The 22108-nt window shown below is 61.3% G+C and carries 18 protein-coding genes; 5 read left to right on the top strand and 13 right to left on the bottom strand.

Translation table 11 applies throughout. The features are described from left to right. Positions 1-81 precede the first annotated feature (81 nt). The 3 genes from PspS34_RS12650 to PspS34_RS12640 all read right to left on the bottom strand — a co-directional run bounded on the left by PspS34_RS12650 (position 82) and on the right by PspS34_RS12640 (position 4146). Complete coding sequence (locus PspS34_RS12650) at positions 82-1662, bottom strand: aldehyde dehydrogenase (NADP(+)) (protein ID WP_159389841.1); 1581 nt, start codon at positions 1660-1662, stop codon at positions 82-84. Between the two features lie 10 nt (positions 1663-1672). Continuing rightward, complete coding sequence (gene araD1 / locus PspS34_RS12645) at positions 1673-2665, bottom strand: AraD1 family protein (protein ID WP_159389840.1); 993 nt, start codon at positions 2663-2665, stop codon at positions 1673-1675. 158 nt (positions 2666-2823) lie between these two features. Next, complete coding sequence (locus PspS34_RS12640) at positions 2824-4146, bottom strand: MFS transporter (RefSeq protein WP_150813855.1); 1323 nt, start codon at positions 4144-4146, stop codon at positions 2824-2826. Between the two features lie 194 nt (positions 4147-4340). Between PspS34_RS12640 and PspS34_RS12635 the strand changes: the two genes are divergently transcribed. Together PspS34_RS12635 and PspS34_RS12630 are read left to right on the top strand one after the other, a co-directional pair. Beyond that, positions 4341-6077, top strand: a complete 1737-nt coding sequence (locus PspS34_RS12635) for an IlvD/Edd family dehydratase (protein WP_057715018.1) — start codon at positions 4341-4343, stop codon at positions 6075-6077. A gap of 171 nt (positions 6078-6248) precedes the next feature. Continuing rightward, on the top strand, positions 6249-6968 hold the full coding sequence (locus tag PspS34_RS12630; RefSeq protein WP_032829613.1) for a FadR/GntR family transcriptional regulator: 720 nt from the start codon (positions 6249-6251) through the stop codon (positions 6966-6968). Positions 6969-7144: 176 nt separating this feature from the next. Here the strand turns inward: PspS34_RS12630 and PspS34_RS12625 are convergent, their stop codons facing one another. The 8 genes from PspS34_RS12625 to PspS34_RS12590 form a co-directional block, all read right to left on the bottom strand. Further along, a complete protein-coding gene (locus PspS34_RS12625) occupies positions 7145-9529 on the bottom strand; it encodes an RND family transporter (protein ID WP_102671985.1) in 2385 nt (794 codons plus the stop codon). Between the two features lie 28 nt (positions 9530-9557). Beyond that, on the bottom strand, positions 9558-10610 hold the full coding sequence (locus PspS34_RS12620; protein ID WP_154860107.1) for a YCF48-related protein: 1053 nt from the start codon (positions 10608-10610) through the stop codon (positions 9558-9560). Positions 10611-11811: 1201 nt separating this feature from the next. Then, positions 11812-14469: an aminopeptidase N gene (gene pepN, locus PspS34_RS12615; protein WP_159389839.1), complete on the bottom strand. Its 2658-nt coding sequence runs from the start codon at positions 14467-14469 to the stop codon at positions 11812-11814. A gap of 10 nt (positions 14470-14479) precedes the next feature. Further along, complete coding sequence (locus PspS34_RS12610; protein ID WP_090455017.1) at positions 14480-15310, bottom strand: DUF2797 domain-containing protein; 831 nt, start codon at positions 15308-15310, stop codon at positions 14480-14482. Then, entirely contained in the window at positions 15307-15567 is a 261-nt protein-coding gene (locus PspS34_RS12605) for a DUF1315 family protein (protein ID WP_053158810.1), read from the bottom strand. Before PspS34_RS12605 ends, PspS34_RS12610 begins: the two co-directional genes overlap by 4 nt. A gap of 32 nt (positions 15568-15599) precedes the next feature. Then, positions 15600-16469, bottom strand: a complete 870-nt coding sequence (locus PspS34_RS12600; RefSeq protein WP_154860110.1) for a rhomboid family intramembrane serine protease — start codon at positions 16467-16469, stop codon at positions 15600-15602. Further along, on the bottom strand, positions 16466-17437 hold the full coding sequence (locus tag PspS34_RS12595; protein WP_090455015.1) for a metallophosphoesterase: 972 nt from the start codon (positions 17435-17437) through the stop codon (positions 16466-16468). Before PspS34_RS12595 ends, PspS34_RS12600 begins: the two co-directional genes overlap by 4 nt. Continuing rightward, a complete protein-coding gene (locus PspS34_RS12590) occupies positions 17437-18327 on the bottom strand; it encodes an NAD(+) kinase (RefSeq protein ID WP_008016128.1) in 891 nt (296 codons plus the stop codon). Before PspS34_RS12590 ends, PspS34_RS12595 begins: the two co-directional genes overlap by 1 nt. A gap of 117 nt (positions 18328-18444) precedes the next feature. Between PspS34_RS12590 and PspS34_RS12585 the strand changes: the two genes are divergently transcribed. Next, a complete protein-coding gene (locus PspS34_RS12585; protein WP_150813860.1) occupies positions 18445-19395 on the top strand; it encodes a DUF1853 family protein in 951 nt (316 codons plus the stop codon). Between the two features lie 184 nt (positions 19396-19579). Here the strand turns inward: PspS34_RS12585 and PspS34_RS12580 are convergent, their stop codons facing one another. Then, positions 19580-20140: an NAD(P)H-dependent oxidoreductase gene (locus PspS34_RS12580; RefSeq protein WP_154860111.1), complete on the bottom strand. Its 561-nt coding sequence runs from the start codon at positions 20138-20140 to the stop codon at positions 19580-19582. 174 nt (positions 20141-20314) lie between these two features. Between PspS34_RS12580 and PspS34_RS12575 the strand changes: the two genes are divergently transcribed. Together PspS34_RS12575 and PspS34_RS12570 are read left to right on the top strand one after the other, a co-directional pair. Continuing rightward, entirely contained in the window at positions 20315-20542 is a 228-nt protein-coding gene (locus PspS34_RS12575) for a hypothetical protein (protein ID WP_057715028.1), read from the top strand. Positions 20543-20630: 88 nt separating this feature from the next. Continuing rightward, positions 20631-21524 (top strand): LysR family transcriptional regulator, encoded by an 894-nt coding sequence (locus PspS34_RS12570; RefSeq protein ID WP_057715029.1) that lies wholly within the window; start codon positions 20631-20633, stop codon positions 21522-21524. Here the strand turns inward: PspS34_RS12570 and PspS34_RS12565 are convergent. After that, on the bottom strand, positions 21490-22104 hold the full coding sequence (locus tag PspS34_RS12565; protein WP_057715030.1) for a GNAT family N-acetyltransferase: 615 nt from the start codon (positions 22102-22104) through the stop codon (positions 21490-21492). The genes PspS34_RS12570 and PspS34_RS12565 overlap by 35 nt on opposite strands. Between the last annotated feature and the right edge of the window lie 4 nt (positions 22105-22108).

Below are 22108 nucleotides of genomic sequence, written 5' to 3'. Positions count from 1 at the left end.
CGCAGTGTCAGCCAACAGAGATGTTGAATGATTAACTGCATTCGCGAGCAAGCCCGCTCCCACAGGGGTTGTGGTCAGCCGCTAGAGTGCCTCGCGGGACGACTGCCCATCCACCAGTCGCTGGATGCGCAGCGGATTACCGTTCTTCAGCGCATCCGGCAGCAAGCTGTCCGGGTAGTTCTGGAAGCACACCGGACGCAGGAAACGATCGATGGCCAGTGTGCCCACCGAGGTACCGCGCGCATCGGACGTTGCCGGGTAAGGCCCGCCGTGGACCATCGAATCGCAGACTTCCACGCCCGTCGGATAGCCATTGAGCAGGATGCGTCCGACCTTCTGCTCCAGCAACGCCGTCAGCCCGGTGAACTGTTCGAAGTCTTCCGGCTCGCCGATGACGGTGGCGGTCAACTGGCCGTGCAGGCCATTCAGGGCGGCCATCAGTTGCGCATGATCGGCCACTTCAACCACCACCGTGGTCGGACCGAACACTTCCTCCTGCAGCACTTCATCGCCATCGAGCAGCAGGCTGACATTGGCCTTGAACAGCTGCGGCTGTGCCTGATTGCCCTGTTGCGGATTGCCGGCCAGGTGCTCAATCCCCGGATGCGCGAGGAGTTTTTGCAAGCCTTGACCATAGCTGCTCAAGGTGCCGGCGTTGAGCATGGTTTGCGCCGGCTGGTCGCCCATCAACCCGGCCACTTGCTGCACAAAGGCACTGAACGGCGCTGAGCGAATGCCGATCACCAGGCCCGGATTGGTGCAGAACTGGCCGCAGCCCTGAACCACCGACGCCGTTAGATCCCGGGCGACCGTGTCGGCCCGCGCCTGCAACGCCTCGGGCAAGACGATCACCGGGTTGATGCTCGACATCTCGGCAAACACCGGAATCGGTTGTGCACGAGCCGCTGCCATGTCGCACAAGGCTCGACCGCCCTTGAGCGAACCGGTGAAGCCCACGGCCTGAATCGCCGGATGCTTGACCAGCGCCTCGCCGACGCCACCGCCGTAGATCATGTTGAACACGCCAGCCGGCATCCCGGTTTTCTCGGCGGCTCGAATGATCGCGTCAGCCACCCATTCAGCCGTGGCCATGTGACCGCTGTGGGCCTTGAACACCACCGGGCACCCGGCGGCCAGCGCCGAGGCGGTATCGCCGCCGGCGGTGGAGAACGCCAGCGGAAAGTTGCTGGCACCGAACACCGCCACAGGTCCCAGGCCGATGCGGTACTGACGCAGGTCCGGACGCGGCAACGGTTGACGCTCCGGCAATGCCCGGTCGATTCGCGCGCCGTAGAAATCACCGCGACGCAAGACTTTGGCAAACAGGCGCATCTGCCCGCTGGTGCGTCCACGCTCGCCTTGAATCCGCCCTGCGGGCAACGCCGTTTCGCGGCAGACCACAGCGACAAAAACATCACCGAGGGCATCCAGTTCATCGGCAATGGCCTCGAGAAACTGCGCCCGCCGCTCCGCGCTCAGGCTGCGATAGACCGGATACGCGGCCGCCGCCGCGCCGGCCGCCGCATCGACTTCCTGCGCTGTCGCCTGATAAAAATCGTGGGGCAAAGCCTCGCCCGTTGTTGCATCGACACTCTGCAACTTGATGCTACCGGCAGCACTGCGTTGGCCGCCGATGTAGTTGTGACCAAGAATCCGGGTCATGGGTAACTCCTCAAAGTGTGCCAACGGTGCCGGGCGCGAAAGCCGCTGCGACCGGTGCGATGCCGTTGATCAATGGCGCGCCGAATTCAGCCTGGGTGATCTCGAACACATCACCCGGCTGGGTGCGAATGCCATCGGCGAAGGACAGGGTCGCCGTGCCGAAGAAGTGAATGTGCACGTCCCCCGGGCGCAGGAACTGGCTGTACTTGAAATGATGGAATTCGAGGTTGGCGAGGCTGTGGCACATGTTCGCCTCGCCGCTGAGAAACTCGTTCTGCCACAGCACTTCGCCGTCACGCAGGATGCGGCTGGTCCCCGCCAGATGCTGCGGCAGTTCGCCAACCCGCAGTTCCGGGCCATAGCTGCAGCTGCGCAGTTTCGAGTGGGCCAGGTACAGGTAGTTCTTGCGCTCCATGACGTGGTCGGAGAACTCGTTGCCCACGGCAAAACCCAGGCGATACGGCTTGCCGTCGTGACCGATCACGTACAGGCCAGCGATCTCCGGCTCTTCGCCGGCATCTTCGGCAAACGGCGGCAGGGGGAACGGCTGGCCCGGCCTGATGACGATGCCGCCATCGCCTTTGTAGAACCACTCTGGCTGCACACCGGCTTCATCCGCCGCCGGCTTACCGCCCTCCACGCCCCATTTGAAGATGCGCATGGTGTCGGTCATCGCGGTTTCGTCGCCACTTTGCTGGTGCATCTTGTCCCGGGCCGAGGCGCTGCCCAGGTGGGTCAGGCCCGTACCGCTGACCAGCATGTGCGCCGGGTCCACATGGTCCAGGGGCGGCAGGATGCGCCGTTGCGTCAGCAGTTGGGCGTAGTCATGGCTGATGCCCAGCCCCAGGCTTTGCACCTGTTGCTCAAGGCTTGCGCCCGCCTCGATCGCCGCCAATGCCAGATCGCGAACGGTGCGCGCGTCCTGTACTTCTCGGACCAGGCCCGCCTCGACCACGCCGACACGGCGTTCGCCGTTACTCAATTCGAACTGAACCAAACGCATGAATTTTCTCCTGTAAACAATACGTCAGAACACCGCAGAACCCATGTGGGAGCGGGCTTGCTCGCGAAGAGGTCGTCATACCCGACATCATCGGTGACTGACACTGCGCTTTCGCGAGCAAGCCCGCTCCCACATTTGGTCGGTGTGAACCCTCAAAATCAGGTACGGGAAGCCCCACGTGCGCTTGCTGCAAATTGATCGGCTGGCAGGACGTGCTTGCGCTCCAGCAGGCGATACACCACGCCAGTCAGAATCAGCCCGAACACCATCACTCCGGACAGGAAGTACAGGCCCGAAGCCAGGTTGCCGGTGTATTCCTTGAGTGCGCCGATCACAAACGGACCGAGGTAGCCACCGAGGTTGCCCACCGAGTTGATCAAGGCAATCCCCGCCGCCGCACTGGCACCGGCGAAGAAGCGGCCCGGCAAGGTCCAGAACACCGCCGTGCAGGAGAACAGTGCGAACGCCACCAGGCACAACGCCGCCAGTTGCAGCACAGGCACCGACAGCCAGGCGCTGAGGAACAGGCCAATCGCACCCAGCACGTACAGCACGGCGAGGTGGCCGTAGCGGTCGTTCAAGCGGTCGGAACTGCGCGGGATGATCAGCAGACCGACGATGCCAAAGATGTACGGCACCGCCGAGACGAATCCGGTCACCAGGTCGCTGCCGCCGAATTGTTTGATCAGGGTCGGCAGCCACAAACCCAGGCCATAGATGCTCAGGGTCACCGGCAGGTAGAACAGCGCCAGCAGCAGGACGCGCTTGTCCTTGAGGGCGTGCAACGGGTTGCCGTGACGGGTCTGGCCGTAGGCATCCAGATCCTTTTTCAGCTCGCCGCTCAGCCAGTCCTTTTCCGCCTGGTCCATCCACTTCACTTGCTGCGGGCCGTCCGGCAGGTAACGCAGCACCGGCCAGGTCAGCAGGATCGCCGGGGCGCCAATGACGATGAACAGCCACTGCCAGCCGTGCAGCCCCAACACGCCGTCCATGCCCAGCAAGCCACCGGACACCGGGCCGGTGATCATCATTGCGATGGGTTGCGACAGGATGAACAGCCCGAGGATCTTGCCGCGATGGCGCACCGGGAACCATTGGGTGATGTAGTACAGAACGCCCGGGAAGAACCCGGCTTCGGCGGCGCCGAGCAAAAAGCGCATCACATAGAAGCTGTTCGGCCCCTGGACGAAGGCCATGCCGATGGTGATGGCACCCCAGGTGACCATGATCCGCGCGAACCAGCGCCGTGCGCCGAAGCGGTCGAGCATCAGGTTGCTGGGGATTTCCAGCAGGAAGTAGCCGATGAAGAACAACCCGGCGCCAAGACCGTAGGCGGCATCGCCCAGGCCGATGTCTGCGCCCATGTGCAATTTGGCGAAGCCGACCGCGGAGCGGTCCACATAGGCGATCAGGTACAGCAGGATCAGGAAGGGAATCAGTTTCAGCGTGATGCGGCGGATAAGCCGCAGTTCCTGGCTCATGAGAACGGTCTCCGATTGTTGTTGTTATAGAACCTCGTGGGACGCCTCTCGCGAAATGTTCGCCAGGGCCATCCCTTCGTTTGAGCGGACTATATAGTAATACTATTTACTCAACAACACTTCCAAAGCTCACAATTTGCGCTTATGTTACGCCTTAGCTCGAACAATATAGTCATACAATAAGAGAACAGATCATGTCTGATAAGAAACCCACCCTGCGCTCCGCCCAATGGTTTGGCACCGCCGACAAGAACGGCTTCATGTACCGCAGCTGGATGAAGAATCAGGGCATCGCCGACCACCAGTTCCATGGCAAGCCGATCATCGGCATCTGCAACACCTGGTCGGAACTGACCCCGTGCAACGCGCATTTCCGCCAGATTGCCGAGCACGTCAAACGCGGGGTGATCGAGGCCGGGGGCTTCCCGGTGGAGTTTCCGGTGTTCTCCAACGGCGAATCGAACCTGCGCCCTACCGCCATGCTCACCCGTAACCTGGCGAGCATGGACGTGGAAGAAGCCATTCGCGGCAACCCGATTGACGGCGTCGTACTGCTGACCGGTTGCGACAAGACCACCCCGGCCCTGCTGATGGGCGCCGCCAGTTGCGACGTGCCGGCGATCGTCGTCACCGGCGGGCCGATGCTCAACGGCAAGCACAAGGGCAAGGACATTGGCTCCGGCACCGTGGTCTGGCAGCTCAGCGAACAGGTCAAGGCCGGCACCATCAGCATCGACGATTTCCTCGCGGCCGAGGGCGGCATGTCCCGCTCGGCCGGTACCTGCAACACCATGGGCACCGCCTCGACCATGGCCTGCATGGCCGAAGCGCTCGGCACCTCCCTGCCCCACAACGCGGCGATTCCGGCCGTGGACGCACGCCGTTATGTGTTGGCGCACATGTCCGGCATGCGTGCCGTGGAGATGGTGCGCGAAGACTTGAAGCTGTCGAAGATCCTCACCAAGGAAGCCTTCGAAAACGCCATTCGCGTCAATGCCGCCATCGGCGGTTCGACCAACGCGGTGATTCACTTGAAAGCCATCGCCGGTCGCATTGGGGTTGAACTGGACCTGGACGACTGGACCCGTATCGGCCGCGGCATGCCGACCATCGTCGACCTGCAACCGTCCGGTCGCTTCCTGATGGAAGAGTTCTATTACGCCGGTGGCTTACCGGCGGTGCTGCGTCGCCTCGGCGAAGCCAACCTGATCCCGAACCCGAACGCCTTGACCGTCAACGGCAAGTCCATCGGCGAGAACACCAGGGACGCGCCGATCTATGGCGAGGACGAAGTGATCCGCACCCTCGACAACCCGATCCGCGCCGATGGCGGCATCTGTGTGTTACGCGGCAACCTGGCACCGCTGGGCGCCGTGCTCAAGCCGTCCGCCGCCACGCCCGAACTGATGCAGCATCGCGGCCGCGCGGTGGTGTTCGAGAACTTCGACATGTACAAGGCACGGATCAACGATCCGGAACTGGACGTGGATGCCAACTCGATCCTGGTGATGAAGAACTGCGGGCCGAAGGGTTATCCGGGCATGGCCGAAGTGGGCAACATGGGCCTGCCGGCCAAGCTGCTGGCCCAGGGTGTGACGGACATGGTGCGTATTTCCGATGCGCGCATGAGTGGCACGGCGTACGGCACGGTTGTGCTGCACGTCGCCCCGGAAGCCGCTGCCGGCGGTCCGCTGGCCGCAGTGAAGGAAGGCGACTGGATCGAACTCGATTGCGCCAGCGGCCGCTTGCACCTGGATATTGCGGACACCGAACTGGCCGCGCGCATGGCCGATCTGCAACCGCCGCAAAACCTGATCGTCGGTGGGTATCGTCAGTTGTACATCGACCACGTGCTGCAAGCGGACCAGGGTTGCGACTTCGACTTCCTGGTCGGTTGCCGTGGGGCTGAAGTGCCGCGTCACTCCCACTGACACCCCCCTTGTAGGAGCGAGCTTGCTCGCGATGGACCCGAGACCGCCGCGGGGTGTCAGGTTCCCCACGTTATCGTTGACGTCCATCGCGAGCGAGCTCGCTCCTACAGTCGACTCGCCGCGCCTGCTATCATGCGCGACACCTCTTCGCACAGGACCGTGCCGTTTCCCATGGATTACCGCAAACCCTCCGACCGCAAAAGCATGCACTCGCGCATCGTCCAGGAACTGGGCATGCAGATCGTCTCGGGACGTTTCCTGCCCGACGACAAACTGCCCGCCGAAGCGCTGTTGTGCGAAGAATATGCGGTCAGCCGGCCGGTGCTGCGTGAAGCCACCCGGGTACTGGTCGCCAAGGGCCTGGTGTATTCCCGCCCGCGGGTCGGCACCGTGGTCAAGCCGCGCAAGGACTGGCACATGCTCGATCCGGACGTGCTGCACTGGTTGATGCAGAGCAGTCCGCAGAATCAGTTTTTCGACCTGCTGACCAGCGTGCGCAGCATCATCGAACCGGCCGCTGCCGCCCTCGCCGCGCAATTCGCCACGGAGGCGGATATCGCCTCCATCGGTGAGGCCTACCAACGCATGGAAGCCGCACCGACGCCGGAGGCTCTGTTGCAGCCGGACCTGGACTTCCACAGTCGCATCGCCGATGCCACGCACAACGACCTGTTGGCCAACCTGTGCAACATGCTCTCGGTGGCCATCGCCGAAGCCTTGAAGCATTCGAACCAGCGGCCGAACCTGCATGAACTGGCGTTGCCCCGGCACAAGGCAATCCTGACCGCCATCGAAAACCGCGACGCCCTCGGCGCGCGGCATGCGACGTTGGTGCAGCTGGACGATGCCCGCAGCGCGCTGAATGTGGTGCTCGGCAGCGATCCCGCCTGATCACCGAAGAACCCTGTGGGAGCGAGCTTGCTCGCGATGGCCGCCGAATGTTCGATATCAATGCGGCTGACACTCCGCAATCGCGAGCAAGCTCGCTCCCACAGGTTCCAGGGCGAAACCATCGGGCATAAAAAAGCCGCAACCCAAGGTTGCGGCTTTTTTGTTTCAGCTGTCGATCAGTGGGCGAACAACGAATTGCCCTTCTGCCCCGCCAGTTTCTCCGGCTTGATCAGGAACCGCGCCAGTGCCGGCAACAGCCACAGCGCACCGAACATGTTCCACAGCAACATGAAGGTCAGCATCAGGCCCATGTCGGCCTGGAACTTGATGGCCGAGAAGATCCAGGTGCACACGCCGATGGCCAGGCACAGACCGGTGAACAGCACCGCCTTACCGGTGGACTTCAGTGTCTGGTAGTACGCCTCTTGCAGCGGCAGGCCGGCACGCAGGAAGCTTTCCAGGCGGCTGTAGATGTAGATGCCGTAGTCCACGCCAATCCCCACCCCGAGCGCCACGACCGGCAGGGTCGCCACTTTCACGCCGATCCCCATGAAGGCCATCAGGGCATTGCCGAGTACCGAGGTCAGCACCAGCGGCAACACGATGCACAAGGTCGCCGCCCACGAACGGAAGGTGATCATGCACATGACCGCGACGCAGATGTACACCAGGACCAGGATGGTCAGTTCGGACTTCTTGATCACCTCGTTGGTGGCCGCCTCGATCCCGGCGTTACCGGCAGCGAGGATGAACTCCAGGCCTTCCTTGTTGTTTTCCTTGGCGAACTCCTGCACCGCATGTACCGCGCGATCCAGGGTCTCGGCCTTGTGATCGTTGAGGAACACCAGCACCGGCGCCACGGAACAGCTGTTGTTGTACAGGCCGTCAGCGCGGGCAATGGAGTTGTTCAGCACATCAGGGTTACGCGACAGGGTTTCCCATTTCAGGTTGCCCTCGTTCATGCCCTTGATCATTTGCTTGGACACGGTCACCAGGGAAATCGCCGACTGCACGCCCTCGGTGTTCTGCATCTTCCACATCAGCTCGTCGATCGGCGCCATGGCTTCGTAGCGCGAACAGCCTTCGGACTTGGTCTTGACCATCACCACCAACACGTCGGAGCTGGTGGAGTAGTTGTTGATGATGAAGTTGTTGTCCTTGTTGTAGCGCGAGTCCGGACGCAGCTCCGGGGCACCCTGGTCGAGGTCGCCGATTTTCAGGTTCTGGCTGTACCAAAGGCCGCCGCCAAAGGCGATCAGTGCCAGCAGAATGGAAACCGGGGCCACTTTCGCGCTGGCAAAGTTCGACAACAGGCGCCAGAACGGATGCTCGCGAGTCGCGTCCTTTTTGCTGCGGTCGACGGCACGCTTGCTGATGCCGACATAGGAAATCGCCACTGGCAACAGGATCAGGTTGGTGAACACGATCACCGCCACACCGATGGATGCGCCGATGGCCAGCTCACGGATCACACCGATATCGATGATCAGCAGCGTGATGAAACCCACGGCATCGGCGAGGATCGCGATCATCCCCGGCAGGAACAATTGACGGAAGGTGCGACGCGCCGCCGTCAGGGCGTTGTCCGCCTCACTCGATTGCAGGGCGATTCCGTTGATCTTCTGCACGCCGTGGGAAATACCGATGGCGAAGATCAGGAACGGTACCAACATCGAATAGGGATCGAGCCCGAAGCCGAAGAAGTGCATCAAGCCCAGTTGCCAGACCACTGCCACCAGCGTCGTGCTCAACACGGCGACCGTACTGCGCAGGCAGTTGGTGAACCACAGCAAGAGGATCAGGGTGATGACGAAGGCAACGCCGAAGAACATCACCACCATCACCAGGCCATCGATGAGGTCACCGACTTTCTTGGCGAAACCGACGATGTGGATCTTCACGTTCGGGTTCTGTGCTTCGAACTTGGTGCGGATCTTGTCCTCAAGCTCGTGGGAGAACTGGCGATAGTCCAGCGCCAGCAGCTTGCCCTGGTCCTGCGGGTCCGGGTAGGACTCCAGCAACGGAATGTCGACGATGCTCGACTTGAAATCGTTGGACACCAACCGCCCGACCTGACCCGACTTGAGCACGTTGTTGCGCAACAGATCGAGGCTGGCCTGGGAGCCGTTGTAGCTTTGCGGAATCACTTCACCGCCGGCGAAGCCCTCTTCAGTCACTTCGGTCCAGCGAACGCTGGGGCTCCACAGCGACTTGAGGCCGGAACGGTCGACGCCGGAGATGTAGAACACTTCGTCGTTGATCTGACGCAGGGTCTCCATGTACTCCTTGGAGAAGATGTCGCCATCGGTGGCTTCCACCGAGATCCGCACGGTGTTGCCCAGGTTCGCCAGATCGTTGCGGTGCTCCATCATCTTCTGGATGAAGGGGTGCTCCAGCGGGATCATTTTTTCGAAGCTGGTGGACGGACGGATCAGCGTCGCCTGCCAGAACAGAAAAATACTGACCAGCAGGCAGATCGTGATCACTGCCGGGCGGTTGTTGAAGATCAGGCGCTCGAGGAACGTCGCCTTGTCCTGGTGATGAGTACTCAAGGAAGTCATAGCTCCGCCTTCTTATTATTAACCCGGCTCATTTGCCCGACTCGGTGCCGCTTGGCGAAGTGACGCGAACGCCGCCCTGCCCGGCCAGAACCAGATTGCCATTGCCTGCCGCAGTCACTGCCGAGACGGAAATACGGTCCGGGCGGTTGACCACCTTGAAGGTTTCGCCATTGTCACTGCTGCGAATGACCGAACCGCCGTTGCCGACGATCACGATGGAACCATCGTCGAGCAGCGTACCGCCGGACAGCCCGAACTCCAGGTCGCCACGTTCAGCCTTGAGCTCGACCTGGTCCCAGGTGGTGCCGAAATCCGTGGAACGGTAAAGATTGCCGCGCAGGCCGTAGGCCAGCAACGTATTGGACTGCGCCGTACCGATCACGCCGAACAGCGAGCCTTCGTACGGGCCTTCGAGTTTCTCCCAGGTCTGGCCCCAGTCCGCGGAGCGGAACATGCTGCCCTGCTCACCGACGATGAACAGCCCGGCGTCCTTGACCGCGGCGATCGCGTTCAGGTGGTACTGGTCTTCGTTGTCCAGGCGGTCGCTGGCGTCTTCCCAATGCTTGCCACCGTCGGTGGTTTCCATCAGCGAGCCGTAGGCGCCCACGGCAAAGCCGCTGTCGACGTCCTTGAACCAGACATCGAGCAGCGGCGATTCGCGTTTCAGATCTTCGAATTGCTTGGTCCAGGTCGCGCCGCCGTCCTCGCTGGCGAGGATCTGCGCGTCATGGCCGACGGCCCAGCCGTGCATGTCATCGACGAAGAACACCGACGTCAGCAGGGCCCGGGTCGGGACCTTGGCCTGGGTCCAGGTAGCGCCCTGGTCATCGGAATACAGGATGTGCCCACGATCCCCGACCGCCACCAGGCGCTTGCCGGCGTGGACGACATCGAGCATCAGGCTTTTGGCGGCCTTGGCCGATTCAATGGAATAGACAACATCGGATGCTGGCGCCGCCGCGGCCAGCGCAGGCGCCGACAGCATGGCAGAGCCCAACACCGAGAGCGCTGTGGCCAGCAACGCGAATTTGCGTAATGCCGGCGGGCGGCAGATACCCACACCCATGACAGGCTCACTCATAGACCTTCTCCCATTATTATTGTTAGGTCGTTCAACCTTACTGGGCGCCGCAAGGGTGCGTGTCCGGACCGGCTGTTTCAGAGCATAGTCCTGAAACCCGCAATCCAGAGCCCCTTCGGAAGCTGGCCTATCCTATCGGTGTTTTTTAATGTCTGACAATCGACGCCACGTTATGTTTTGTTAACCGGGGGGATGGGGGTGGGGTTCTGAATGGTTGGGTATCAGGTGGGGTGATTGCGGTTTTGGTGGTGGGTGGTAGTGACCGGTGTTCGGTGTTCGGTGTTCGGTGTTCGGTGTACATATCCGTTGCAGCGGTAATGGCTGCTTTTCCAATCGGCGTACATATCCATTTCTGCGGTAACGGCTGCTGGCGGTTTCGCTCTTACAGCGAGTCCCTTTTTCAAACGCCAAAAAGGAACCAAAAGGCTTCGCCCCGGCGTACGGCACCTCGCCAAGGCTCGGTGTTCCCTCGCTACGGTGTCCATCAGGGGGCATCGCCTACGGTCTGCTTCGCGACGACCTCCTCTCGATGTGTTCGACTTCGTCGAACGGCGCTACGCGCCTAACCCCCTGATGAACACCTACGCTCGGCCTGCCGAAGGGGCGAAAGATCAAAAGCCAGATCAAGATCAAAAGCCAAAGCCAAAGCCAAAGCCAAAGCCAAAGCCAAAGCCAAAGCCAAAGCCAAAGCCGTAGATGGGGGTTCTGAAAATTTTGTGCAACCAGATAGGATTCAAGCGACTGACAGGCCGCCATCGCGAGCAAGCTCGCTCCCACAGAAGAGCAAAAAGCAGAGCATCCCGCACCACCGCGTCGCTTCTCACCACTCATCAGGCCGAGCGTTAGCTCGCCTGCAGCTCTTGATCTTGATCCACCCGCCCCCTCGGAAGGCTGAGCGGAGGTGTTTATCCGGGGAATGGCGCGCAGCGCCGTTCGACGCAGTCGAACTCATTGCATGTAGGTCGAAGCGAAGCCGACCGGAGGGCAATGCCCCCGGATGAATACCGGAGCGAAGGAACCCCGAGCCTCAGCGAGGGGCCGTACGTAAGGGGCGAGACCTTTTGGTTCCTTTTGGGGCGTTTGCCAAAAGGGACTCGCCGTAAGGGCGAAACCACCAGCCGCCGTTACCGCAGCAACGGATATGTACTCAATCAACCAAGAACCTGGTCGGCCCAAAGGCCGCCAAGTTCAAAAGCCAAGATCAAGCCAAACTCTTGCTGACCACTTCAAACACATCACTGGACAACTGCCCCGAAGCCCGAATCCGCTCCAGCTCCGCCTTCATCAAAGCCTGACGAGCACTGTCGTACTTGCGCCAGCGAGTCAAAGGCGCCAACTGCCGAGAAGCAATCTGCGGATTGAAGCCATTCAACTCGATCACCAAATCCGCCAGGAAGCGATACCCGGAACCATCAGCGGCATGGAAGTTGATCAGGTTCTGCCCGGCAAACGCACCGACCAGTGCCCGCACCTTGTTCGGATTCTTGATGTTGAACGCAGGATGCTGCATCAACTGACGAACCCGCTCCAGACCACCAGGCAACACGCTGCCGGCCTGGACGCTGAACCACTGGTCCATGACGAGCGGGTTGTCCTTGAAGTGCTCGGCGAAGCTGGCCAGTGCCTTGGCCTTCTCGGCTTCGAACGGTGAGTTGACCAACACCGCGAGTGCCGTCAGGCGCTCGGTCATGTTGTCGCACGCGTCGAACTGCTCCAGGGTTGCCGCCAGGACTTGCGGCTTGCCGCTGAGCATCAGGTAGGACAACGCGATGTTCTGCAAGGCACGACGGGCGAAGTGTTCGGCCTCGGCCACATACGGCGTCTGCTTCGACAACTCGCGATTGGCCTGATAACGCAGCCACAAACCTTCGAACAACGCGTCAGCCAGTTGCTTACGGGCAAATTCACGCGCCGTGTGAATCGCTTCGACATCCGCCACTTCACTGATCTCGGTCAGGTACGCCTCGCTTGGCAGAGAGAGCATTTCCGCGACCATCGCCTGATCCAGCGACTCATCCGAAAGCACCGTGCGCAACGCCGCCACCAGACGCTGATCAAGTACCAGCGCTTCGCCCTTCTGCTGCTGGGCGATCAGCTCTTGCAGCACCTGCACCGACAGTTGCTGGCCGGCATCCCAGCGGTTGAAGCCGTCGCTGTCATGCTGCATCAGGAACATCAGCTGATCACGGTTGTATGGGAAGCTCAACTTCACCGGCGCCGAGAAGCCGCGCAGCAACGACGGCAACGGTTGTTCGGCGATGTCGACGAAGGTGAAAGTCTGCTCGGCTTCGGTCACCGAAATGACCCGCGAGGTGCCTTGCGCATTGGCTTCACCGGACAGACGCAGGGCAATCGCTGCCCCTTTGGAATCCAGCAGCCCCAGTTCGACCGGGATCACGAACGGCAGTTTTTGCACCTTGTCCGGGGTTTCCGGGCAGCTCTGACGGAAGGTCAGGCTGTAGGTTTTCGCCGCAGCGTCATAAGACTCGCTCACCGCCAGGCGCGGTGTACCGGCCTGGCTGTACCAGCGTTTGAACTGGGTCAGGTCAACGCCATTGGCATCTTCCATGGCCTTGATGAAGTCATCGCAGGTCACGGCCTGGCCGTCGTGGCGTTCGAAGTACAGGTCGCTGCCTTTGCGGAAGCCTTCGGCGCCGAGCAAGGTGTGGATCATGCCGACCACTTCCGAGCCCTTTTCGTACACGGTCAGGGTGTAGAAGTTGGAAATCTCGATGAAGCTGTCCGGGCGCACGGCGTGGGCCATGGGGCCGGCGTCTTCGGCGAACTGGTGGGTGCGCAGGTACGCCACATCCTGGATGCGCTTGACCGTGGCCGAGTTCATGTCCGAGGAGAAACCGGCATCGCGGAACACGGTGAAGCCTTCCTTGAGCGACAGCTGGAACCAGTCGCGGCAGGTCACCCGGTTGCCCGACCAGTTGTGGAAGTACTCGTGGGCGACGATCGCCTCGACCCGCTGGTGCGCGGCATCGGTGGCAGTTTCGGCCTTGGCCAGCACGGCGCTGGAGTTGAAAATGTTGAGGCCCTTGTTTTCCATGGCGCCCATGTTGAAGTCATTCACGGCGACGATCATGAAGATGTCCAGGTCGTACTCGCGACCGTAAACCTCTTCGTCCCAGCGCATGGATTTCTTCAGGCTGTTCATCGCGTGCTGGCACTTGTCGATGTTTTCCGGCTCGACGTAAATGCGCAGCGCCACGTTGCGCTCGCTCATGGTGGTGAAGCTGTCTTCGACACACCACAGGTCGCCGGCCACCAACGCAAACAGGTACGCCGGTTTCTTGAACGGGTCTTCCCAGGTCGCCCAGTGCCGGCCCTCTTCACCGGGACCGGAAGCGATCGGGTTGCCGTTGGACAGCAGCACCGGATAACTGTGTTGTTCGGCGACGACCGTGGTGGTGAAGGTGCTCATCACGTCCGGGCGGTCGAGGTAATAGGTGATCTTGCGAAAACCTTCGGCCTCGCACTGGGTGCAGAACATCGTGCCGGACTTGTACAGGCCTTCCAGCGCGGTATTGGTTTCCGGGTGGATCCGGACGCTGGTATCGACCGTGAAGGTGGTGCTGGTCGGGTGCAGGGTCAGGTGATTCTCGGTCAGCTGATACTGCGCCTCGGAAAGCTCCTGGTCGGCAAGGGTGACCGACAGCAGTTCCAGCTGCTGGCCGTCCAGCACCAGCGGCGGCAGGCCCGGGCCACGCTCGGGGTTGCGGCGCATCACCAGTTGCGCATGGACCAGGCTGTGGTCCTCGTACAACTCGAAGGTCAGGTGCGTTTCGTCGATCAGGTACTCGGGCGCCTGATAGTCCTTGAGGTAGATCATCTTCGGTTGTTCGGTGCGCATGCTGGAGTCCTTACTGATGCACGGCGAGCTGGTAAGCCGTGTATTTACGAATGTTGATCACGCCGGTGTCGAAGATCAGGTATTGACCCTTGATCCCCATCAGCGTGCCTTCGGCAATCGGGTTCTTGTCCAGGTTGAAGCTGACGATCTTCGCCGGGTACTGCTCGACCGGGTAGCGGATTTCCAGCGGTTCGACGTCGGTCACCGGCTGGATCGCCTGCAAGCCAAATCGCTGCTGCAACCCGAGCAAGCCTTCGGCACAGCTGTCGAACAGTTGATCGCGGACCTCGGCCAGGTTCACCGCCGCCGCATCGCCCTTGAGCAAAGCGCGCCAGTTGGTCTTGTCGGCCACCTGGCTGCGCAACAGATCCTCGACGAAACCGGACTGCTGGCGAGTCGATACGCGCATGATCGGCAAGGCCTGGCTCGCACCCTGGTCGAGCCAGCGGGTCGGCAACTGGGTGGCGCGGGTAATCCCGACTTTGACCCCCGACGAATTGGCCAGGTACACCACGTGATCGGTCATGCAGAACTTCTCGCCCCACTCAGGCTCCCGGCAGGTGCCGGCCTCGAAGTGGCAGCGTTCCGGGCTCATGATGCACACGTCGCACTGGGCCAGTTTGGTCATGCACGGGTAGCAGTAACCCTGGCTGAAACTGGTCTTGGTCTTGCGTCCGCAATGGGTGCAGTGGATCGCACCCAGGTATTCCAGGCGCACCGTGGTGCCGATCAACGGATTGACCGGGACCTCGGTTTCGCCCAGACGAAATGCGTATTGCACGTTCGGCCCGTCCAGGCGCGCCGACATTTTGCTGATTGCACCGCGGCCAATCTCGATCAATGGATGGCATCCGACTTGAACAGGATATTGGGCACTTGAATCGACTTGGAGCTGCATTCCTGCGGGCCCATGTAGCCGGTGCGCTGGTCCTCTGGCAGGTTCTGGATTTCCCAGGCGATCATTGCCTGCAGCGACAGTTCGCGTTGTTCGGCGGTGAGCTTGCCACCGTCCGACCATTTGCCGATTTCCACGGCCAGTTTCAGGCTCTCGTAGATATCGGGGGTGATGTTCTTGATCATTTCGTTAAAAGAGGACATTGGGTCTCCGTCTCTTTATTGCATGTTCTGAATTAGGCGGCCAGTTTACGGCGGTTATACAAACCGCCCAACAAACCGGTGAAGCATCCGATGAGTAACCCGCTGACGTGGGCCGCGTTGGCGATCTCGCCGAAGCCGATCATCGAGACCAGCCCGGACAGGCACAGCAGCAACCACACCAGCATCATCACCAGCACGCCTCGCGGCAGGCGATAGGCCGGGTTCGGTGCCAGCAACTGGAAGATCCAGCAATGCCCGAGCAGGCCGTACAGTACGCCGGACAAACCGCCGAACAAGGTCGGGCCACTGAAGAAATACTGGGCAAAGTTCGATACCAGGCTGAACAGCAAGGTCAGGCCGATCAGGTTGATACTGCCCTGGCGCGACTCGATGCGCCGCCCCAGCTCCCAGTACCACATGCCGTTCATCGCCAGGTGCAGGATGCCGAAGTGGATCAGCATCGGCGTGAACAGGCGCCACCACTGCCCCGCCGCCAGGCTGTCGGCCAGTGGCGTGAAGTGGATGTATTCACCGACCACGCGGAACTCGAGGAAGGTCAGCCAGCGCATCGTTTCAAGGTTGTCGCCCAGCATGGTCACCGCGCCGACAACCAGGCTCAACAGCAGCACCAGCGCGGTGGCCCTGGCGTATTTCAACTGCTCGACGAACCCCGGGCGCTTGACGGTCTGCGCCACCGGAATATCCAGTTGTTGATCGGGGTCACCCGCCGGAAAACGCTCGTACAGCGCACGCACGTCTTCACTGATGTTGTCCGGCACCCACAGCACCTGCTCGCCAGCTTCCTCGCTGACCCGATGGGGCACTTGCATGCGCTTGAGCAGGGTGACGAACCCGCTCAAGTCCACCGCCAGGGGCAGACGCAATACCGCTACAGCACTCATTGCAGCACCTCCGGCCGCTCGACATCGACCCAGACGAATTTTTGCGGATCCAGGCGGGTTTCCTGATCCAGTCGGTAGGCAACCAGTTTGCCGTACAGCACCGCGCTGTAATCCAGGCAGGCCAGGTTCGGCCGGATCGGTGCCGGCTTGCCGCTGCGCCAGTAATGGCCGACGAACAACAGCGGCTCATCGATGCCATAGCGCAGCAAACTGTTCTTTTCGGTGGACGACAGCGGCGTCCGGGCCACGGGTTCCGGCAGTGCATCCGGTTGGAACACGATGTCGCCGTAGGTTTTCGGATCGTCTTCCCAGAACTTGGTGCGGAAGAACGAACGGACCAGGCCGTCGCCGCTGGTCATCGTCAGGCCATGGGGCAAACGCATGTCCGTGCCGCGCAGCAGCCGGTCGAATACGGTGCAGGCAAAAGAGCCCGACTCCGCCGACGCCTGGAGAAAATGCTCATCGACGCAGCCGTTGGGGAACAACGCCCGCAGCGGCTCGATCAGCCCGGCGTCCCAGCAGGCGTGGACCACGCGAAAACGCCCGGCATCGACGAACAATGGCAACTGGTAGAACCATTGCTGGAAGTCGTGCCAGTCACCCGGATGGTGTTCGAACTGGGTCAGGGTTTCGTGCAGCAGGCGGGCATGGCGCGGCGTGTGCTCACGCACGAACTGCTTGCCGCTGCCGGGCAGTGCCGGCGTGCTCCAGCCCAGCGCATTGAACTCGTGATTGCCCATGATGCACAGCGCCTGACCGGCCTCGACCATGTCGTGGACGATATGCAGTGCCTCGCGAATCCGCGGGCCGCGGTCGATGATATCGCCGACGAACACCGCCATGCGCGAATCGTGTCGCCAGACGCCACCCTGCTTGTGATAACCGAGTCGGTCGAGCAAGTGCTCCAGGGTCAGAGCGCAACCGTGCACGTCACCGATCAGGTCGTAGCTACGCGCGGGATCGAGCATCAGTCGCCTCCACCCCCCAACTTGCTGCCCCAGCCAAGCTTGGTCCGGCAGACTTCATAGTAATTGTGGTCCAGCGGATGGATCAGCCGCAGTTTCTGGGCTTTCTTGCTGACGGTAATGGTGTCGCCCGGCGCGCAGGTGAAGTGGTTCTGCCCGTCGCACGAGACTTGCGGGTAAATCTGCATATCCTTGGACACGACGATTTTCAGCTCACTGTTGCCATCGACCACAATCGGTCTACCCGACAAGGTATGGGGGTACATCGGCACAATCACAATAGCGTCGAGCTTGGGATGCATGATCGGCCCGCCGGCGGACAACGCATAGGCGGTGGAACCGGTCGGCGTCGCGACGATCAGGCCGTCGGCCTTCTGGCTGCAGACGAACTGGCCGTCGATGTACAGCTCGAACTCGATCATTCGCGTGGATTTGCCGGGGTGCAGCACGACGTCGTTCAGTGCATCGCCCTGGCCGATGGCCTCGCCGTGGCGGCGGACTTCGGCCTGCAACAAAAAGCGGTTTTCCACCAGATAGTGGCCATCCAGCACTTCGGCGACCTTGGTTTCCAGCTCATCGGGACGGATGTCGGTGAGGAAACCCAGGCTGCCCCGGTTGATGCCGAGCACCGGAATATTGTGTTTGGCCAGCGCCCGGGCGGCACCGAGCAGGCTGCCGTCACCACCGACCACGATGACCATGTCGCAGACTTCGCCGAGCATCTTGCGCGACGAGGTTTGCAGGCCGTGCCCTGGCAGCACTTCGGCGATGGTGTCTTCGAGGATCACGTGCAGGTGACGATCGAGCAGAAACCGTTTCAGTCGGCGGACGGTATCCAGCACCTGGGAACTGCCCAGGCGACCGATGATGCCGATATTGCGAAATTGCTCCATGGGGCTCCTGCGGGGATCTGCGTGGCGGCGAAAACCACGATTATGGGCGAAAGCCGCCCGTAGACAAAATCCTTTCAGTTTCAGGGGTGTGCCCGGGTTTCGGGCTATGCTCGCAAGATGATGCTATTTCCGGATTTGCTCCACCTGCCCCATCAGTTACGCCATCCCGAAGTGCGTGACCTGGCGTGGGTCATCCTCGCGCCGCCCATGCTGGACAATACCCCGTGGCCGCAGCGTCACCCGCTGGCCGGCAGCGACTGGGTGCAGGCACCGGATCGGCTGGAGCATTGGCTGCGGCAGCTGGATCGGGACAGTTATGGCCTGCTGCACTGGCTGGCCCAGGCCCGGACCCGGCGCCTGGGTTTGTACTACGAACGCCTCTGGCAATTCGCCGTGCAGCATGCACCGGGCATTGAACTGATTGCCGCCAACATGCCGATTCGCCGCGAAGGGCACACCCTCGGTGAACTGGACATGCTGCTGCGCGACCGCGACGGCGTGCATCACCTGGAACTGGCGATCAAGCTCTACCTTGGCCCGCAATCCGGCGACGGACACGACACCGCCAAGTGGCTGGGCCCGGGCTGCCACGACCGGCTCGACCGCAAACTGGCGCACCTGAGCCAGCATCAATTGCCGATTTCCACACGCCCCGAGAGCCGTGAAGTGCTCGCGGCGCTGGATATCCAGGCGTTCAGCGCACATTTATGGCTGGGGGGTTACTTGCTGTACCCGTGGCCCGGACAAGCCGCCCCGCCATTGGGTGCCCATCCACAGCATTTGCGGGGTCGCTGGTTGCATCAAAAGGATTGGCCGGCGTTGTTGGCCCAAAGCCCGCCCGGTCGCTGGCAACCCCTGCCCCGTCACGCCTGGCTGGCGCCGGCGCATTATTCGGCCGAGCACACCTGGAACCCCGGACAGATGCAGGCGTGGCTGGATGACCTGGACCCGCTGGCGCCAGCACAACTGCTGGTGCGCCTGACGGAAAATGCCAGCGGCGACTGGGAAGAGGCCGAGCGATTGTTTCTGGTGGCGGATCTTTGGCCGAATGTGCCGGGACAGGGTTGAGTCCAGTATTGCCTGAGCCGGCCTCTTCGCGAGCAAGCCCGCTCCCACATTGGGCCTCAGCCGAACACAAGTCTTGTATCCACTGAAGATCCCTGTGGGAGCGGGCTTGCTCGCGAAGGGGCCAACACGGTCTAAAGAGATAACCACCCAGCGCTTCGCAGGACAAAGCGCCGGCCAATGACCATCAGTCTTTCTTGTGCTGCTCGACCCATTGCCCATAAGCATTGATGAAACTTTGCAGGAACGGCTTTACCGACTCGGACAACTTGCCCGATTCGTCGAACGCCGAACCGGCGTTCCCCAGATAGGCCTCCGGTTGCTGCATCATCGGCACATTGAGAAACACCATGGATTGACGCAGGTTGTGATTGGCACCAAACCCGCCGACGGCCCCCGGCGACACACTGATAACGGCTCCCGGCTTACCGCTCCAGGCGCTTTTGCCATATGGACGCGACCCCACGTCAATCGCGTTTTTCAACGGTGCCGGCACCGACCGGTTGTATTCCGGGGTCACGAACAACACCGCGTCGGATGAGCTCACCTGTTGTCGGAAAGTGCTGTAGGCTGCCGGCGGTGAAGCGCCATCGATATCTTCGTTATAGAGCGGCAGATCGCCAATTTCGACGATGTTGAGCTTGAGATTGGCCGGCGCCAGTTCTATCAGAGCCCGTGCGACCTTGCGGTTGATCGATTCCTTTCTCAAGCTGCCGACCACGACGGCGATCGTATAGACGTTGCTCATAAGATTTCTCGACTGTCCGATAGGAAGAGCTTGTAGTTATAGATGACGATTCAAACAGCGGGCGACCGAAAACCCCGTCCCTGACTATTTTTTTCCCGTAGGAAAACTTACCTCGCCCAAGCACGGTCTACAGTGCCGCAAATTGAGTGATTTATCTCCAGAGGTTCTAAGCAGATGGCAGCAGTACTCGTCGGTCAGTTCCATGCAAGAGACGCGCAAGGCCGCATTTATTCGGTGCACGAGTTTCAGGACTCCACCCCGGCGGCAGAAGGTTCAGGGCCTGTCACCACCTACAAGCTGGCCATTGGCGACCGCGTCAACAAGGTCGACGACAATGAATTCATGCTGGTGCAAACCGGCGTGACCATTACCCGAGAACCGCAAATCGCCAGCGCTTCATAACCCGTCGTTATGAGCAGAAGTCATATGCACGGACTTGGGGTAGGATTCAGCCACTGACTCCTCCACCTGCTGAACATGGACTTCACGCATGCGCTTACGCCATATCGAAGTGATCCAGGCACTCTTGCAGACCGGTCACCTGGGCACCGCCGCCGAATGGCTGCAGTTGCCGGTGGCCGAAGTCGAGCGCTTGCTGCGCGACGCCGAGGATCAGTTGGGTTTCATGCTGTTCGCCAGCGTGCGCGGACGATTGCAGGCCACCCGCGAAGCGCGGGAACTGCAGGTGGAAATTGCCCGGGTCTACGATGCGCTCGAACCGGTGCAGCGCTTGGCCAACAGCCTCAGGCAATACCTGGCGCCGCCGCTGCGCATCATCTGCACCCCTCCCCTGGCCAACCAATTGTTGCCACACAGTATCGCGGCCCTGCGCCGACGCCTGCCCGATGCGCCTTGCACGCTGCTGAGCCAGCCCACCCGCGACATCGTCAGAAGCCTGCTGCTGCGTGAAAGCGATCTGGGCCTGAGCCTGCATGACCCCGATCACGCCGACCTCGACTGCCATGTGATCGCCCAGGGCAAACTCCAGTTGCTCGCCCCCCATGGCTGGCTGCAACCGAAACAGAAATACATTTCACTGCAGGATCTGGCCGGCCAATCGATGATCGGCCTGGAGGGGCAGGACCCGTTGAGCCCGGCGCTGGAAAACAAACTGCACGGTTTGCGCCCTGCCCCGGTGATTCAGACCCGGGTCCAGACGCATCAGATGATGCGCAGCATGGTCGAGGCCGGCGAAGGCCTGGCCATCGTCGACCCCTTCACCGCCCTCGGCGCCAAAGCCTCGGGGCTGGACACCTGCCCGCTGGCGCCAGCGGTCCCGATCAGCCTCTACGCCCTGACCCTGAAAAACGCCGAACCCTCACCGGCGGTTCAGACACTGTTAACCATCGTCACGGAACAAGCCGCGGCGATGCTGACGAACTGAACGGATTTTCCAGCGGATTTTCGAACAATCGATACCAGAACAGCGCCACTTCGGCGGTGTTCGGATCGATGCCGCGATAGCGCAGGTGGTCGATCCCACCAATCACGTAACCGCAGCGTTCGTAGAGCCTGCAGGCCCCCAGGTTGTTGTTCTGGGTTTCGAGCATGATGCCTGGCAGCTTTTTCTTGCGGCTCCAGAACTGCGCCACATCCAGCAGGGCCTTGGCCACGCCATGCCGCCGGGCCGGTGCGTGCACCGCCAGCTCGTCGATATGGGCAAAGCCGTTCCAGTTGGTGCTGACCACCAGGTGCCCCACGGGCTGGTCATCCAGATAAGCCATGAAAATCGCGCTGTCGGCGGAATCGCGAAAGCTGCTGAATTCCTCGGGATCGATGCCGTAGCACTTGCGATAAGGCGTGATCGGGGTGACAGGCCACTGTGCCACCGGCGCTCCTATTTGTGCCGCACCGTAGGCCGCGACTTCAAAACTGAAATCACTGCCCCAGATATAGGCGGCAAAACCCTCGTCGGCAACCCGTACCGACAACCCTGGATAATTCGGATTTATAACCGGCTGCATACTG

The sequence above is a fragment of the Pseudomonas sp. S34 genome (assembly GCF_009866745.1).
Taxonomy (GTDB): Bacteria; Pseudomonadota; Gammaproteobacteria; order Pseudomonadales; family Pseudomonadaceae; genus Aquipseudomonas; species Aquipseudomonas jessenii.
This window is presented reverse-complemented; position numbering and strand designations above follow the sequence as displayed.

Coding starts and splice junctions, on each gene's coding strand:
- PspS34_RS12650 (WP_159389841.1), bottom strand. CDS start 1,662: ATGACCCGGATTCTTGGTCACAACTACATCGGCGGCCAACGCAGTGCT.
- araD1 (WP_159389840.1), bottom strand. CDS start 2,665: ATGCGTTTGGTTCAGTTCGAATTGAGTAACGGCGAACGCCGTGTCGGC.
- PspS34_RS12640 (WP_150813855.1), bottom strand. CDS start 4,146: ATGAGCCAGGAACTGCGGCTTATCCGCCGCATCACGCTGAAACTGATT.
- PspS34_RS12635 (WP_057715018.1), top strand. CDS start 4,341: ATGTCTGATAAGAAACCCACCCTGCGCTCCGCCCAATGGTTTGGCACC.
- PspS34_RS12630 (WP_032829613.1), top strand. CDS start 6,249: ATGGATTACCGCAAACCCTCCGACCGCAAAAGCATGCACTCGCGCATC.
- PspS34_RS12625 (WP_102671985.1), bottom strand. CDS start 9,529: ATGACTTCCTTGAGTACTCATCACCAGGACAAGGCGACGTTCCTCGAG.
- PspS34_RS12620 (WP_154860107.1), bottom strand. CDS start 10,610: ATGAGTGAGCCTGTCATGGGTGTGGGTATCTGCCGCCCGCCGGCATTA.
- pepN (WP_159389839.1), bottom strand. CDS start 14,469: ATGCGCACCGAACAACCGAAGATGATCTACCTCAAGGACTATCAGGCG.
- PspS34_RS12605 (WP_053158810.1), bottom strand. CDS start 15,567: ATGTCCTCTTTTAACGAAATGATCAAGAACATCACCCCCGATATCTAC.
- PspS34_RS12600 (WP_154860110.1), bottom strand. CDS start 16,469: ATGAGTGCTGTAGCGGTATTGCGTCTGCCCCTGGCGGTGGACTTGAGC.
- PspS34_RS12595 (WP_090455015.1), bottom strand. CDS start 17,437: ATGCTCGATCCCGCGCGTAGCTACGACCTGATCGGTGACGTGCACGGT.
- PspS34_RS12590 (WP_008016128.1), bottom strand. CDS start 18,327: ATGGAGCAATTTCGCAATATCGGCATCATCGGTCGCCTGGGCAGTTCC.
- PspS34_RS12585 (WP_150813860.1), top strand. CDS start 18,445: ATGATGCTATTTCCGGATTTGCTCCACCTGCCCCATCAGTTACGCCAT.
- PspS34_RS12580 (WP_154860111.1), bottom strand. CDS start 20,140: ATGAGCAACGTCTATACGATCGCCGTCGTGGTCGGCAGCTTGAGAAAG.
- PspS34_RS12575 (WP_057715028.1), top strand. CDS start 20,315: ATGGCAGCAGTACTCGTCGGTCAGTTCCATGCAAGAGACGCGCAAGGC.
- PspS34_RS12570 (WP_057715029.1), top strand. CDS start 20,631: ATGCGCTTACGCCATATCGAAGTGATCCAGGCACTCTTGCAGACCGGT.
- PspS34_RS12565 (WP_057715030.1), bottom strand. CDS start 22,104: ATGCAGCCGGTTATAAATCCGAATTATCCAGGGTTGTCGGTACGGGTT.